Below are 13810 nucleotides of genomic sequence, written 5' to 3' on the forward strand. Positions count from 1 at the left end.
TTTGCGCGTCCATTTAGATCCGCGGCGCTGGCGCAAACCGCAGGTACAATCGGTTGCTGAAGTCGCTCATAAGCTGAAGTTGAAGATGGTGCTATTAACAGGACTTGCAGATAGGAGGGTCAAACCGCTCGATCGTCGTGAATGCCGATCCGGCTGGCCGTCCTCTTTGTGAGATGTGGCCTCCTGGAGGTCCGGGAGGCCACGAGAATCAGCCTTCTTGATGCAGCAGTTCGCGATTGTTGTGAACCAGTCTGGTTGACCAGGGAATCGGGTTGCGCAACGCGAAATGAGCCATGCAGGCGCCTTCCGCTTCTGCCAGAAGCGCTGCAATACTTTCCTCGGATTCAGGGCTCTCGATGATGACGTGGGTCTCGACTTTTTCGCATCGTCCATCTGTGGTGTGACCGAGTTCTCGCATCGTGCCCAGGTTTGTCATGAAGCGGATCCGCTGCTCAAGACGCAGGGAATCAACCTGAATTTTCCGTGCTGTGAGAATGTCGGTCAGATGCGTCATCAAACAGAAAGCGATGCCGGCGGAGAAAAACGCAAGCGGCGGCGGTGCTGTGTCGTCTCCGACCGGCGTCTGCTCGTCGCAATAGAGTTTGACCGGGCTGAAACCGGGAATGTTGACCTGAACCACGCCCGATTTCTTCTGCCGGTCGTGTGCTTCGGCAACAACATTGACCTCGAAGTAAAGCGGCTCCGGTGGGCAGGACTTGCGAAACGGCGACGGTTCGAATTGGGTTGGGACTGGCCGAGCCTCGGCTCGCTCACCTACGTGAAAATCGCTTTGATCTGTCATCGATCTCTGGCTCCTTGGGATGGTCGATTAAATATGTCGCGGTGTTTAGTCATGGTTCCAGTCATCGGGATTGCTGGAATCGTTGGGTGAGAGGCCGAGTATTTCACCGTCGGTGGAGCAGCCGAGACCGAGTACCGTCCGGTTGGCGTAGTTGAAATAGGCAGCAACCTGGTTGATCTCGAGAATCTCTCCGTCGCTGAAGCCGAGTTCGCGCAGCTTCTGGACATCGGCCTCAACCAGCTTCTTGGGTGCGACAGTCAATATTTCCGCGTAGCGCAAGGCTTCTTTCTGAGCATCGTCGAGTGGCGCGCGACCAATTGCACGGTCACTGATCGCCGCCAGGATTTCGTTGCTGCGGGCGTCATCCTTCAGCAGCCGCTTCAGACCGGCAAAATGATGGTCAACGCAGTAACTGCACTCGTTGAGTGAACTCACCCAAACGCCTATGGTTTCCAGAAACCACTTCGGCACCGTGTTGTTGGAATTGTGCAGCACGTTCTTGTAGAGCGTCATATGGCCTTCGAGCGTATGCGGACGCAAGCTGTGCATGGCGAGAATGTTGTCGACTTTGTTGCCCGGACCCTTGACCCGGTCGTATATGGTCTTGAGCGCCCCTTCGGCCTCAATGTAGGCAATAGTGTCAATCCATGGCATTGCTGGTTTCCTTGACTGTTTGGGTTCGAAAGGCTGAGTTCGCGGCCCGTCTCAGCCGAGCAACAAGGCGTCGTCGCTGAGTTCCTCGTGCTGTTCCTGCTTGAACAGGGCGAGCAGGTCGTTGACATGCATCGCTGCGCGTTTCGGTCCGTCAATGTCGGTGACAATCCGGCCGCGGTGAAACATCACCGTGCGGTCGCCGACATGCAGCGCCTGGGCCATCGAGTGCGTGACCATGACCACTGTGAGCTTCAGTTCGGCAACGATCGATTGCGTCAGTTCGAGGACGAAACCGGCGGTCTTCGGATCAAGCGCGGCGGTATGTTCGTCAAGCAGCAAGACCTTGGTGTCACCGGTCGTGGCCATCAGCAAGCTTACTGCTTGGCGCTGGCCTCCCGACAGCAGGCCGACCTTGTCGTGGAGCCGATCTTCCAGGCCAAGTCCCAGCACCTTCAACCGCTCTGCTGCCTCGTCTTTGATTGTACGGGTGACTGCGAGACGAAACCCGCGCGGCCGGGTCCGGCCCTGCGCCAGCGCAAAATTCTCGAGGATGGTCAGATCCTCGCATGTGCCCATCTTGGGATCCTGGAAAACCCGGCTCAAGAACCTGGACCGCCGATAGATAGGCCAATCGGAAATATCGTCACCGGCGACAGCAACAGTGCCGCTGGCTGGTCGGCACAGGCCGGCAATGAGATTGAGGCAGGTCGATTTTCCAGCACCGTTCGAGCCGATAACGGTCAGGAACTGGCCCGCGGGAACGCTCAGGTTGACGCCCCGCAAGGCCTTGGTTTCCAGCGGTGTTCCGGGGTTGAATGTGACGTGGACATCCGAAAGCTCAATCATCGCTGCGCCTCTTGAAAAACTTCAGGAAAGGCAGTCCCGATTGCTGCACGATCAAGGCCACGGCAACCAGCGCTGCGGTCACCATTTGGACGTCTGACGCCTGCAGCCCGATGAAGTCGGCATTCAACGCCGCCGCCACGGCAAGCCTGTAAAGCACCGCGCCGATGATGCAGGCCGCGGTCGCACGGGCGATGGTATCGGAGGGCAGGACCGACATGCCGACGATTACCGATGCCAGTCCGACGATGATGACACCGATCCCCATATAGGCATCGGCCGCGCCAAAGATCTGTGCGAACAGCGCACCGGCCACAGCGGTGAGAAAATTTGCAAGCCCGACGCCAAACAGCTTCATGTTCGCGACATTGACACCATTCGCTTCCGCCATCGCCGGATTGGCGCCAGCGGCGCGCATCGAGATGCCGAGCCCGGTGGCAAGCAGAAGGTCAATCAGCAATTTGATGACAAGCACCAGAATGCCAAGGAAGATCGGGTTGACGACGTAGCCCGGATAGCCCCAGCCCTCGAATGCCGAGTATACTGTTTCCACCCCCAGCAGCGCCTTGTTGGGTCCGGTCATTATGCGAAGGTTGAGCGAATAGAGTGCAATGCCGACCAGAATGCCGGCCAGAATATGCAGGATGTTGAAGCGCACATTGAGATAGGCGGTAGTAAATCCGGCGGCAAAGCCGGCGCCACCTGCAAGCAGCGTGGCAAGCCACGGATTGACGCCGAACCCGACAATCAGAGTGGCGCAGACGGCGGCGCCCAACGGAAAACTGCCTTCCACGGTCAGATCCGGAAAGTCCAGGATCTTGAAGGTCAGATAGGCGCCGAGCGCGACAATTGCGAAAATGAAGCCAGTTTCGAGCGTGCCGAGAAATTCATACAAAGACATGGGAATCCACTGCCATCAGCTTGGAGCGATTGACGTCGATGGGCGTCAATCGCCCGACGGGATGATACTGTTATTCGAATATCTTCGTCGCCGCATCGAGCGTTGACTGCGGCACCGTCAATCCCATTTTCTCCGCCGAGGACTTGTTGATCAGGGTCTCGAACTTGTCATTGAGATCCTTGGCAATGACGGCATCGATTGTCCCTACCGGCTTGCCGTCCAGAACGTCGGCAACCATATCTCCGGCAAGCCGCCCGACCGCGTAATAGTTGAGCCCGACCGAAGCCGCAGCACCGCGCTCGACACCGCTGGTTTCGCCGGAAAAGATCGGCATTTTCACGTCCCAGCCGATTTTCACGATAGCTTCCATGGCCGCGACCACGGTGGTGTCGTCCGGAACATAGGCGGCGTCGACCTTGCCGATCAGTTTCTTGGTCGCAAGAATTACCTCATTGGTCGTTGGTGCGGCCGATTCCACGACGTTCAAATTGCGTTTCTCGGCTTCGCCTTTGAGGACCGCGAGTGCGGCCAGAGCATTGTCGAGGCCGGGATTGTAGACAAAGCCGACCGTCTTCATGTCGGGCAGGAATTCGAGCATCAGGTCTAGCTGCTGACCGATCGGGGCAGCGTCGGAGACACCGGTGACATTGGCCCCGGGCTGTTCATAGCGGTCGATCAGTTTGGCTTTCAGCGGGTCGGTGACCATCACGAATACAATCGGGATGTCACGGGTCGAGGCAACCATGGCCTGGGAGGTCGGGGTGGTAATCGGCACGATCACGTCCGGCGCGTTGCCGACGAATTTCTTGGCGATCTGCTGCTGTGTCGGCATGCTGCCATTGGCGTTCTGATATTCGACCTTGAGTGTTTCTCCCTCGACATATCCGCGGTCGGCAAGGGCATCAATGATGCCCTGTTTGCCGTCCATCAGTGATGGCACTTCGACGATTGTCGAAATCGCGATGGTCTTCATTTCGGCCGCTTGGGCAACCGGCGCTGCAGCCGCTGCGAGTGCAAGCATGGCAGCACGAATGAGAGATGCGACTTTCATGTTATCCTCCGAATGTGTGGCGGGAATTGCAGCCCGACCGTTTTCTCTGTGGTTCCCGTGACTTCGGTACCCAGCTTTTCAGGAGCTTGTTGTCCCAAGTCGCAATTCCGAGATTGTCTTTGACCCTTGATTGGTTTTGTCGAAGCGCATTTGCCTCATCACCAATTCTTCGTTATCAGACATATGAAACGAGATAATTGACAATGTCAATCACATGACCGACGAACATGATTATCAGCTGCGCAGGGGCCTGGGTTTCAGGTTTACCCGCACGTCCCGGCTTATGGAGCAGCATTACGAACGGCTTTTAGGGGAACTGGGGTTGTCGCGCATCATGTGGTGCGTTCTGGTGATGCGTGGCCTTTACGGAATCCAGAGCCCATCGGCGATGGCCGACTATCTGGGCGTGGATCGGGCGGTAATCTCGCGCATTCTTGGCTCGATGGATCGGAAAGGCATGATTTCACGCATCCCGCTGGATGGTGACAAGCGCGGTCGGGACGTCCATCTCACCGATCTTGGCAAACAGAAGCTCGACGCATTTTTGCCGCGTGCAATGGAGACGGCCAATTATTTTCGCAGCAAGCTTACCGAGGCTGAGTTTCAGCAACTCAACCTGATACTGGACAAGATGATGGAAGGCGAAGACGGCGCGCTGCCGAGTCTCTGACCGGGGCTTCCCGAAAACCTGATTGCCGTCTGATGAGAGTTTTCGAGAGCGAAATTCCGAAAACCAGCAATCTAGCGGGTAATCTACTTTTCAAGAGGATCGGATGGTGGGCGTAACAGGGATTGAACCTGTGACCCCTACAATGTCAATGTAGTGCTCTCCCGCTGAGCTATACGCCCATCCGATGCGCCGCATACACCACACAATGCCCTATTGCGTCAACATGAAAACAACGGATTTTTGGCGTCTTTTGTCGAGCCGGTTGGCGAGAGGGCACGAAGAGGCAAGACGGCGCGCATAAAGTCGTCTCTACGCCCGGCGAATGCAGGACAGCCCGCACGGCACGAGGCGATGCAGGCTGGTCTCGAAATGATGATCAGGAAACCCTCAGGCGGCCAGAATCATCTTGTTGACCTCGTCGACCAGGTCGCGAAGATGGAACGGCTTGGACAGCACCTTGGCGTCCCGCGGTGCCTTGGAGTCCGGATTGAGCGCCACGGCGGCAAAGCCTGTGATGAACATGACCTTGAGATCCGGGTCGAGTTCTGTGGCGCGGCGCGCCAGCTCGATACCGTCCATTTCCGGCATGACGATGTCAGTCAGCAGCAAATTGAAAGGTTCCTCGCGGAGCCGGTCATAGGCGCTTGCGCCATTGTCAAAAGACCGGACTTCGTAGCCGGCTTTTTCCAGTGCCTTGACCAGAAACCGGCGCATGTCGTTGTCGTCTTCGGCGAGGAGAATTTTCGGCGTCATTTTTTTTCCAAACCTGTCATCGTGCTCATGGAGCGCTGCCTGAGCCATATATCTGCCATTTCGGTAAACATCAGGTGAATGATGGCGCTTTTGCGGTCAGGAATTGCCGCACTGGACAGCTGAGAAGGCAGATGGCATGGTGATTCAAGCGGTTGCAGCAAAGGGAAAAATATGCGCGAAGCCGACAGGCCTGGTGCGGAATGCGAGCCAGATACAGTTTCGCACGCTGTTGCTCCCTTCGAGATCCGCCGTCCAATGCAGCAAACCGAGCCCTTTGTGTTCAACTCCCCGCATTCGGGCCGGGTTTACCCGGAACCGTTTCTGGCGATGTCGCGGCTTGACCGGAATTCTATCCGGCGCTCCGAGGATCATTTTGTCGACGAATTGTTTGCCGGGGTGATTCAACTGGGTGCGCCCCTGCTTGCGGCCCAGTTCCCGCGGGCCTGGCTTGATGTCAACCGGGAACCCTATGAGCTTGATCCGAGGATGTTTGACGGCGCCTTGCCGGCATTTGCCAATATTGGCTCCCTGCGGGTAGCCGGAGGCCTGGGGACGATCCCGCGGCTGGTGGCCGAAAATATGGACATTTACCGGGGACGGCTCAGCGTTGAAGAAGGGCTTTCCCGCATCGAACGGGTTTACCGGCCCTACCATGCCACCCTGCGACGGATGATTGCGCAAACCCACGTCCAATTCGGCAAGGCCATCCTGATCGATTGCCATTCAATGCCTGCCAATATTCGAGTCGCCGGCGGCACCCCGCGGCCTGACATGATCATCGGCGACCGTTATGGCATCAGCGCCGCCGAGGATCTTTCTCATGCTGCGGTGTCGATCCTGTCTGGTCTTGGCTACAATGTGGTGCGCAACAAGCCTTACGCAGGCGGCTTCATCACCGAGCACTACGGCCGGCCGGCACGGGGCCTGCATGCGTTGCAGATCGAGATCAACCGAGGGCTCTATGTCAATGAAGTCAACCTTGAGAAAACCGCGGGATTCAACCTGCTCAAGGCAGACCTGGGCGAATTTGCCGGCGAGATGATGGCCCATGTGCGCGACGATCTCGGAGACGACCGGCTGGCGGCCGAATAGCTGTCCCCCGGATTGCAACGTAAAAAAAACCGCGCACGAGGCGCGGTAAAATCTAGGGAGGAAACGCCCAAGGAGGGCATTCACAGTCAAAGACTGTATCGAAATATTAATGCTGCACTGCACAAATGTCAACAATATTTCCATTGAGTTTATTGCGGGTGCGAAGAGCGGTGGGGCAATTTTCTTGCCGCGCTTGCATTTCTAAACCAGCCGGGTCAGTGGTTGGGATGAATTTCTCATGCCGACCGCAATAATTTTTCTTTACGGAGTTTGCTGTGCTTCCCGAAATTGCATTTTTTGACGCCATCGCCGAAGCAGCGGCGGCGGAGACACTTCCCCGTTTTCGCATGGCTGTCACCGTCGACAATAAGCATGTCGGTGGATTTGACCCGGTAACCGAAGCTGACCGCGAAGCGGAAAAAGCAATCCGGCGACTGATCACCGAGCAGTATCCGGAGCATGGCATTCTGGGCGAGGAGCATGGTGATGTCGGACTGGACCGGGACTATGTCTGGGTCATCGATCCTATCGATGGAACCCGTGCTTTCATTTCCGGCTTGCCTGTCTGGGGTACGCTGGTGGGGCTTTACCACAAGGGACGAGCCGTGATGGGCATGATGGATCAGCCATTCACCGGCGAACGTTTCATCGCCACGCCGGGCAGCGCTTTCGTGCGGCGCAACGGCCAGACCACACCTTTGAATTCCCGGAAGGGCGTTTCGCTGGAACAGGCGACAATGATGACCACGTCGCCATCAATCTTCCCGCCGGACCTTGAGCCATCCTACAAACGCGTCGAAAGCGCCGTTCAATTGGCGCGCTACGGCTGCGACTGCTACGCCTATGCGATGGTCGCCTCCGGGCACATCGACCTGGTCGTCGAATCCGGTCTGAAGGCTTATGATGTCGGTGGATTGATTTCTCTTGTGGAGCAGGCTGGCGGTGTCATGACGACCTGGAGCGGTGATCGCCCCGAACATGGCGGCAGTATTGTCGCCAGCGGTTCGCCAGAGCTGCATGAGGCTGCGTTGGAATTACTCAATCGGGTTGAGTAAGAACTTTTTGGACTGGTTGTGATGTCTGGTCGGGCGGGATGAAGGCGTCAATCGCGGCCAACGCCGCCAAGCGATAGCGGTCTGATTCCTGAAGAATTTCATGGCGGGCGCCATCGATCATGATTGCTCTTCCGGCGCGGAACCGATTGCCGAGGTTCTCGATGGCTTGCGGCGCAACAATCGGGTCATTGCCCGCTCCGATCAGCAATGTCGGCACGTGGATTTGATCGAGGTGCTCGAACCGGTTGATGCGGTCCATCGCCCCAAGCATTTCATTGACCCAGCAGACAGTCGGCGGGCCGAGCCGCAATTCGGGATGCGCCAGATAGAGCGCCTGATTGCGGGCATAGCGATCGATGTTAGTGGTCAAGGCATTGCCCGCAAATGGCTGCGGGAAGCGATCCTTGCCTGAGCTGAGCCATCCTAAGCCTGCCATGCGCAATACCCTGGTGATCAGGCGGGTGCCCCATGTCGGGATCGGTTGATTGGAGAGTTCGACAAAGGGGGCGATCAGCGCCATTCGTTCGATGCGGTTGGCAAGCTTTGGCGCCATTGACAGCGCAACGAGCGCACCCATGGAATGGGCGACCAGACAAAACGGCAATCGGGTCTCGGGCAGCACGATGGTTTCGAGAAAAATCGACAGATCGGCTTCCATATCCCGAAACCGGCGGAGGTGACCGCGGAAGGGGTTTTTCAAAAGCCGCTGCGAGCGGCCTTGCCCGCGCCAGTCAAAGGTCGCAACCCAGAGTCCGCGGTCTGTGAAATGACGGATGGTTTCGTAGTATTTTTCAATGCACTCATTTCGACCGTGCAGCAGAACCACGGTTCCTGCCGCCACGGAAACCTCTGATTTGAAGATTGCATAACGCAGTCTTTTGCCGCCAACACCGTCGAACCAGCCGACCACATGGTTGCCGGGCACCGGATTGCCATCAGTCTCGATCAGCTCGGGGAGATCATCGCTCATAGGGATCGGGATTAGTGCTTCCCTCGGAGAAGGTCAAAAGGAAAAAGTCCGGAGCCGCATTGGATGCGGCTCCGGCCAGGTGCCTGGAACAGAAGGGACGGGATGTTCCCGGCGGATCAGGCCGTGTTTGCCTGACAGGTGTGAGGATGCCAGATGGCAGATGAACCAGTGCCGAACAGGATATTCACCTGGTATTCACTTGACCAGCCGCGGATTGCCGGTCGTGACGCAAAGATCTTGAACCCGACGCGAGGAGTTCCCACATTGGCTTGGCAGGCGCCGAAGATCGGGTCTGCTGGCCGGATTGCCGCCCTATGCGGGGCAGTCCAGATGTCAAAACGCAAACACCAAGTTGCTCTTAAGGAGGACACACATGCGTCACGTTGATTTTTCCCCACTCTACCGATCCACTGTCGGCTTCGACAAGTTGCTGACCATGCTTGATACCCTGGCCCCGCCGGATCAGGCGCAGTCCTATCCGCCCTACAACATCGAACGGACCGGCGAGACCACCTACCGCATCACCATGGCGGTGGCGGGTTTTGACGAAGCCGAGATTTCCATCGAAGCGCGCGAACATGCGCTGACGGTCAAGGGTGAAAAGGCTGAGGACAAGGAGGTTTCCGGTTCGGAATACCTCTATCGTGGGATCGCCAAGCGTGCGTTTGAACGCCGCTTCCAGTTGGCTGACCATGTCGAGGTGACCGGTGCATCATTGCGTAACGGTCTGCTGCACGTGGATCTGGTTCGCGAGCTTCCGGAAGCCATGAAGCCGCGCCGCATTGCCATCAGCAGCGATGCAGGTGACGAGCCCAAGCAGATCGAAGCAACAAAGGCCTGATCTCATTCCCCCAAGCCGGTGAGGCTCTGTGGCGCTCAGGGAACTGAGCGCCATTTTCATATCCCGGGGGTGCTGGTTTGCGTGGTTTCAGGTCGAGGTTTGCCGGAAGCTCAACGGCGCTTTGCCAACAGGGCGTCAATCGAAAGCAGCCCCGGGCCTTTGATGGCTATGACCAGCAGCGGTACCAGCCACAGCAAACGCTGGTCGGCGATGATGCTGTCGGGGAACCGGTCGAACAATGCGCCAATGTGCTCCGCACCAATCTGGTGCACCGTGATATCCACGAATGTCTGCACGGTAATGAATCCGATCATGCCGAGGGCTGCTATCCGCGAGAACAGGCCGATGACAATCAGCAGCGGTAAAATGAACTCCGCATATGTCCCCATGAAGACAATCAGGCCCCATGGGAAGAAGGACACCGCATCGACGTCACCTCCGGCAGCTTCCACAGCCGGCAGCGCGATCTGGTAATAGGCCCCGGACGAGATCGTGAAAAACCCGAGCAGGCCTTCGCCGACCTTGGTTTTCGCGGAATTGAGGAAATAGGCCCACAGCACTGCGGCAAAGGTGAAGCGGGCAATGAGACCGAGCAACCAACTGTCGCCCATCCGTTCGAGAAAGCCGAAGACGCGACCATGAAGATCGGTGAGAAAATTGATTGCGGATGTCATGCGGTGTGCTCCGAATTTGTCCGGCCGAGCGAACATGCTGAAAAAATGCCAGCTTCAAGCATGGCCGAAATGGCTGATGGCAAGTCGAACTCCGGATGCTGCTCAAGAGTGAGGCTGGCAGCTTCCCCGAGCGCCTTGCCGACAATCAGGGCCTGGAAAAAAGTCGGGGCACCGGGCGGCAATTGCCGGACTTGCACGTCGTAGTGCGGCCGTGTGATCACCGCATCTTCTGGTTCCAGCGGCCGGATGTTATCGAGTGGCCGCTCTTCGCGGCTGGCCGAGAAAATCGATACCGACGCGTAGCGGCTTTCAACAATGCGTGTCGCCGGATGCGGCGTGAACGTCACCTCACCGAGCCGCTCTGGCGGGATCGTGCCGAGGCTTTCGGGCAGCAAGGGGGGAGCGTCGGCAGCGTGATATGCATCGAGCCACGCTCGTTCCAGTCTTGCAATGTCAGGCAAGTACAGCAGTTTGGACACTGGTTCGAAGCGTTCAAGGAACGCTGCAAAGTCATCACCATATTCGAACATGAGTGGTGAGCGGGGAGGGTTTTCAGTCAGGTAAACCCGCGCCATGTCACGAAAGAAGTATTCTCCGACAAGTCGCTTGACGGCAGGGAAAATGCTTCCAAGCGCATCGATCAGACCCACGGTCATATTGTTACGGTAAACTGCGAAACGTTTGCGGGCGCCTTTGCCGCGCGGTCCGACGACACCTTCGGGCACCGGCAAATCCGAATTTAACAGCGCAGCGCCAAATCCCAGCTGCGACATCCCTGTGGGTACGTCATCCCACGGCATGGCGAGACCCGAGCAAAGCCGGCCCCAACCGGGCAAGGATGGCATCGGCGAGTTGAGCCTCTCGGCGCAGCACCGGCCATTCGGGAACATCATTGTCCCACTCGATCAGGGTCGGCATCGCGCCCGCCTGGCTGATGACAATTTCATAGAGTTTCCACACGGCATCAGCGACAGGGCGGTCATGGGCATCGATCAAGAGCAGATCGCCTTCGTCATCGACATCTTCGGCGTGGCCGGCGAGGTGGATTTCCTCGACCAGTTCCAGCGGAAAATCCCGCAGGTAATGCATCGGCTTCCAACCGTGATTGGTGGCAGAAACGAAGACGTTGTTGATGTCGAGCAGCAGCCCGCAACCGGATTTGCGGGCTATTTCAGCGATGAAATCGGTCTCGCTCATTGTCGTCTGTTCAAACGCCACATAGGTCGACGGATTTTCAATCAGGATTCGACGTTTGAGCCGGTCCTGAATCTGACTGACATGGGAGACTACCCGTTCGAGGGTCTCGGCATTGTAGGGGACTGGCAGCAGGTCGTTGAAATAGCCTGCGTCATGACTGGACCAGGCGAGATGTTCGGACACCATTGCCGGTTCGTAGCGTTCGACGACTTTGGCAAGGCGTTCCAGGTGATCGGGATTTAAGCCGCTCTCAGAACCGATTGAGAGGCCTACTCCGTGAACAGATAACGGAAATCTGGCACGAATGGCTTCAAGTGCACGGTGCGCCGGGCCGCCATCACCCATGAAATTTTCGGCGTGGACTTCAAGAAAACCGATACTGTAATCATCCGCCAGTATCGCGTCGACATGTTCGGTCTTCAATCCTGCCCCCGCACGAGGCGGGAGCGGGATGTTCGGAAAACGGGAAGCCCCGGCAATCGGCGAATGAGGGGCGGATTGCGTCATGTCGAGACTCCCGTTCATCAAGTGGTTTCCAATCAGGCAGGCACGTCGCGATCAAGCGCTTCAAGGGAGCCCATGCGGCCGCCTTCGAGGCTCATCGTGGCACAGGTGCCTGCGTCAACGTTTTTCCAGGCGTTGCCCTGGTAATCAACCTTAGACGTGCCTGCACATGTAGTGCCAGGTCCTGCAGCGCAATCATTCTTGCCAGCCAAAGCGACGCCGTAGCATTTTTCGGTGGCTGCGAGCGCGCCATCGGTTGAGGCGAGGAAGGTTGCGCCCGAGATGGCCATGGCCACTGCGCCTGCGAGTGCGGATGCACCGATAAGATTTTTCTGCGACATGCTGTTCTCCTTGAATGTATTATTCAACCCAATTTCCGGAATTTTCGGTCCCGGCAGATGGAGAATGGCAAATTGCACAATAACATGGAAATCAAGCACACGTTATTCAGCATCACTTGCTCGTGAGTTCAACGTGATTGATTTCGATGTGAAATCATGCGCATCGGCAGTGTCTTTTTTATGCTGCGGTGCACTCTGAGAATGCGGCTGGTGTGCCGTCAATTGTCGTCCTGGATGCCCTGGTTCTCTGATGCGAGCTTCATCTCGATCCGGATAATGCGCACCTGCAATATTCATAAGTGTCGCGCAAAACTGCAGTGTGATTTTGCGCGACCTGTATCAGGCAATCAACTCAATAAATTGATCGACCATATCTTCGGTCGTCGCAAAGCTGGTGACCAGTCTGAGCATGGTCTCGTCTGCGCCGACAAGATGGGACGCGGAGCGAGGCGGGGTCCATTCATAAAACATCGCGCCTTTCGCCATCAGTTCTCTGGACAAGGACTTTGCCAGGATCGGAAAGGTCTCATTGGCGGTGCTGTCCCATGCCAACCGCGCCTGACTGGAACCGGCTATGCCGGTGCGAATGCGGTCGGCCATCGCGTTGGCGTGTCGGGCCAGATCGAGCCAGAGGTCGTTTTCGAAATAGGCATCGAACTGGGCGGCAATGAAGCGGCTCTTGGAAAACAATTGCGCCGCACGCTTGCGGATGAAAGGCGCCTGAGTGGCCATGGCGGGGTCGAGAAACACCAGTGCTTCGGCGCACCAGCAGCCATTCTTGGTGCCGCCAAAGGAAACGATGTCGACACCAAGATCAACGGTCATCTGCGATGGCGTCAGATCAAGTGCGACGAGCGCATTGGCGAAACGGGCGCCATCCATGTGCAGCGGCAGGCCATGGGCCTTGGCGATCATCGAGATCGCACGAATTTCACCGGCTGTGTAAACCGTGCCCGCCTCTGTGGCCTGGGTCAGGGTAATTGCCATGGGTTGGCCGCCATGAACAAAGTCAGCGGGAAAACGGCCAATTTCGGCTTCAAGAATGGCGGGGTCCATCTTGCCTGCTGATCCGTCCACCGGGGCAAGTCGTGCTCCGTGGCTGAAGAATTCCGGGGCGCCGCATTCATCGGCAATGACATGGGCTTCGCGGTGGCAGAAGGAGACGCCGCCTGGCCTGTTGACGGCAGACAGCGCAAGCGAATTGGCAGCAGTGCCAGTGCCAACGAAGAAGACCGCAACTTCCCGCCCGAAGATATCGTTGAAGGTTTTTTCGACCTTTCGATCCAGATCGCCCGCGCCATAGGCTGCACTGTAGCCGGTCGAGTGGGCCGAAAGCGATGTGGAAATGGCAGGGTGGGCGCCGGCCCAGTTGTCCGAAGTGAAAATCATAACAGGTCAAATCTCCGAGGCTTGTGTTGCATAGGCTATTGCATGATTTGCCGGGTTTTTCAAAACGCCTGGC

Annotated in this window: 16 protein-coding genes and 1 tRNA gene; 4 read left to right on the plus strand and 13 right to left on the minus strand. The window is 57.3% G+C overall.

Going from position 1 to position 13810, the window contains the following annotated elements; translation table 11 throughout:
* Positions 1-208: 208 nt before the first annotated feature.
* From IMCC20628_RS01710 to IMCC20628_RS01730, 5 genes are all read right to left on the minus strand, one after another.
* Positions 209-802 (minus strand): OsmC family protein, encoded by a 594-nt coding sequence (locus tag IMCC20628_RS01710; protein WP_047028762.1) that lies wholly within the window; start codon positions 800-802, stop codon positions 209-211.
* A 45-nt stretch (positions 803-847) separates the two neighbouring features.
* Positions 848-1456, minus strand: coding sequence for a peroxidase-related enzyme (locus tag IMCC20628_RS01715; protein WP_047028763.1), 609 nt, complete (start codon positions 1454-1456; stop codon positions 848-850).
* A gap of 51 nt (positions 1457-1507) precedes the next feature.
* Positions 1508-2302: an ABC transporter ATP-binding protein gene (locus tag IMCC20628_RS01720; RefSeq protein ID WP_047028764.1), complete on the minus strand. Its 795-nt coding sequence runs from the start codon at positions 2300-2302 to the stop codon at positions 1508-1510.
* Positions 2295-3200, minus strand: a complete 906-nt coding sequence (locus IMCC20628_RS01725) for an ABC transporter permease (RefSeq protein WP_047028765.1) — start codon at positions 3198-3200, stop codon at positions 2295-2297. The genes IMCC20628_RS01720 and IMCC20628_RS01725 overlap by 8 nt, the downstream gene beginning before the upstream one ends.
* A 70-nt stretch (positions 3201-3270) precedes the next feature.
* Positions 3271-4251, minus strand: coding sequence for an ABC transporter substrate-binding protein (locus tag IMCC20628_RS01730; protein WP_052766258.1), 981 nt, complete (start codon positions 4249-4251; stop codon positions 3271-3273).
* 214 nt (positions 4252-4465) lie between these two features.
* Here IMCC20628_RS01730 and IMCC20628_RS01735 point away from each other — a divergent pair, with 214 nt between their 5' ends.
* A complete protein-coding gene (locus tag IMCC20628_RS01735; protein ID WP_047028766.1) occupies positions 4466-4921 on the plus strand; it encodes a MarR family transcriptional regulator in 456 nt (151 codons plus the stop codon).
* A 104-nt stretch (positions 4922-5025) separates the two neighbouring features.
* On the opposite strand, the gene IMCC20628_RS01740 is transcribed toward IMCC20628_RS01735, so the two are convergent.
* Together IMCC20628_RS01740 and IMCC20628_RS01745 are read right to left on the minus strand one after the other, a co-directional pair.
* Positions 5026-5100 (minus strand) — tRNA-Val (locus IMCC20628_RS01740).
* 208 nt (positions 5101-5308) lie between these two features.
* Positions 5309-5674: a response regulator gene (locus IMCC20628_RS01745; RefSeq protein WP_047032170.1), complete on the minus strand. Its 366-nt coding sequence runs from the start codon at positions 5672-5674 to the stop codon at positions 5309-5311.
* A gap of 255 nt (positions 5675-5929) precedes the next feature.
* On the opposite strand from IMCC20628_RS01745, the gene IMCC20628_RS01750 reads away from it, so the two are divergent.
* A complete protein-coding gene (locus IMCC20628_RS01750) occupies positions 5930-6766 on the plus strand; it encodes an N-formylglutamate amidohydrolase (RefSeq protein ID WP_047032171.1) in 837 nt (278 codons plus the stop codon).
* Positions 6767-7041: 275 nt separating this feature from the next.
* Entirely contained in the window at positions 7042-7821 is a 780-nt protein-coding gene (gene hisN / locus IMCC20628_RS01755; protein ID WP_047028767.1) for a histidinol-phosphatase, read from the plus strand.
* Here hisN and IMCC20628_RS01760 read toward each other — a convergent pair.
* Positions 7805-8791, minus strand: a complete 987-nt coding sequence (locus IMCC20628_RS01760) for an alpha/beta hydrolase (RefSeq protein ID WP_047028768.1) — start codon at positions 8789-8791, stop codon at positions 7805-7807. The genes hisN and IMCC20628_RS01760 overlap by 17 nt on opposite strands.
* A gap of 373 nt (positions 8792-9164) precedes the next feature.
* On the opposite strand from IMCC20628_RS01760, the gene IMCC20628_RS01765 reads away from it, so the two are divergent.
* The gene (locus IMCC20628_RS01765) at positions 9165-9632 is read left to right on the plus strand and encodes an Hsp20 family protein (RefSeq protein WP_047028769.1); all 468 of its coding nucleotides are present in this window, start codon (positions 9165-9167) and stop codon (positions 9630-9632) included.
* Positions 9633-9742: 110 nt separating this feature from the next.
* On the opposite strand, the gene IMCC20628_RS01770 is transcribed toward IMCC20628_RS01765, so the two are convergent.
* The 5 genes from IMCC20628_RS01770 to IMCC20628_RS01790 all read right to left on the minus strand — a co-directional run bounded on the left by IMCC20628_RS01770 (position 9743) and on the right by IMCC20628_RS01790 (position 13737).
* Positions 9743-10306 (minus strand): DoxX family protein, encoded by a 564-nt coding sequence (locus IMCC20628_RS01770; RefSeq protein WP_047028770.1) that lies wholly within the window; start codon positions 10304-10306, stop codon positions 9743-9745.
* Entirely contained in the window at positions 10303-11079 is a 777-nt protein-coding gene (locus IMCC20628_RS01775) for a DNA-binding domain-containing protein (RefSeq protein ID WP_047028771.1), read from the minus strand. Before IMCC20628_RS01775 ends, IMCC20628_RS01770 begins: the two co-directional genes overlap by 4 nt.
* Positions 11080-11092: 13 nt before the next feature.
* Positions 11093-12028 carry a DUF692 domain-containing protein gene (locus IMCC20628_RS01780; RefSeq protein ID WP_245307856.1) on the minus strand — a complete coding sequence of 312 codons (936 nt, stop codon included), beginning with the start codon at positions 12026-12028 and terminating at the stop codon, positions 11093-11095.
* A 14-nt stretch (positions 12029-12042) separates the two neighbouring features.
* The gene (locus IMCC20628_RS01785; protein ID WP_047032173.1) at positions 12043-12348 is read right to left on the minus strand and encodes a DUF2282 domain-containing protein; all 306 of its coding nucleotides are present in this window, start codon (positions 12346-12348) and stop codon (positions 12043-12045) included.
* 339 nt (positions 12349-12687) lie between these two features.
* Entirely contained in the window at positions 12688-13737 is a 1050-nt protein-coding gene (locus tag IMCC20628_RS01790; protein WP_047028772.1) for a low specificity L-threonine aldolase, read from the minus strand.
* Between the last annotated feature and the right edge of the window lie 73 nt (positions 13738-13810).

Origin of the sequence: Hoeflea sp. IMCC20628, assembly GCF_001011155.1 — a bacterium.
In the GTDB taxonomy this organism is placed as follows: domain Bacteria; phylum Pseudomonadota; class Alphaproteobacteria; order Rhizobiales; family Rhizobiaceae; genus Hoeflea.

Coding starts and splice junctions, on each gene's coding strand:
- IMCC20628_RS01760 (WP_047028768.1), bottom strand. CDS start 8,791: ATGAGCGATGATCTCCCCGAGCTGATCGAGACTGATGGCAATCCGGTG.
- IMCC20628_RS01770 (WP_047028770.1), bottom strand. CDS start 10,306: ATGACATCCGCAATCAATTTTCTCACCGATCTTCATGGTCGCGTCTTC.
- IMCC20628_RS01735 (WP_047028766.1), top strand. CDS start 4,466: ATGACCGACGAACATGATTATCAGCTGCGCAGGGGCCTGGGTTTCAGG.
- IMCC20628_RS01775 (WP_047028771.1), bottom strand. CDS start 11,079: ATGTCGCAGCTGGGATTTGGCGCTGCGCTGTTAAATTCGGATTTGCCG.
- IMCC20628_RS01785 (WP_047032173.1), bottom strand. CDS start 12,348: ATGTCGCAGAAAAATCTTATCGGTGCATCCGCACTCGCAGGCGCAGTG.
- IMCC20628_RS01750 (WP_047032171.1), top strand. CDS start 5,930: ATGCAGCAAACCGAGCCCTTTGTGTTCAACTCCCCGCATTCGGGCCGG.
- IMCC20628_RS01710 (WP_047028762.1), bottom strand. CDS start 802: ATGACAGATCAAAGCGATTTTCACGTAGGTGAGCGAGCCGAGGCTCGG.
- IMCC20628_RS01715 (WP_047028763.1), bottom strand. CDS start 1,456: ATGCCATGGATTGACACTATTGCCTACATTGAGGCCGAAGGGGCGCTC.
- IMCC20628_RS01730 (WP_052766258.1), bottom strand. CDS start 4,251: ATGAAAGTCGCATCTCTCATTCGTGCTGCCATGCTTGCACTCGCAGCG.
- IMCC20628_RS01780 (WP_245307856.1), bottom strand. CDS start 12,028: ATGAACGGGAGTCTCGACATGACGCAATCCGCCCCTCATTCGCCGATT.
- IMCC20628_RS01725 (WP_047028765.1), bottom strand. CDS start 3,200: ATGTCTTTGTATGAATTTCTCGGCACGCTCGAAACTGGCTTCATTTTC.
- IMCC20628_RS01790 (WP_047028772.1), bottom strand. CDS start 13,737: ATGATTTTCACTTCGGACAACTGGGCCGGCGCCCACCCTGCCATTTCC.
- IMCC20628_RS01745 (WP_047032170.1), bottom strand. CDS start 5,674: ATGACGCCGAAAATTCTCCTCGCCGAAGACGACAACGACATGCGCCGG.
- IMCC20628_RS01720 (WP_047028764.1), bottom strand. CDS start 2,302: ATGATTGAGCTTTCGGATGTCCACGTCACATTCAACCCCGGAACACCG.
- IMCC20628_RS01765 (WP_047028769.1), top strand. CDS start 9,165: ATGCGTCACGTTGATTTTTCCCCACTCTACCGATCCACTGTCGGCTTC.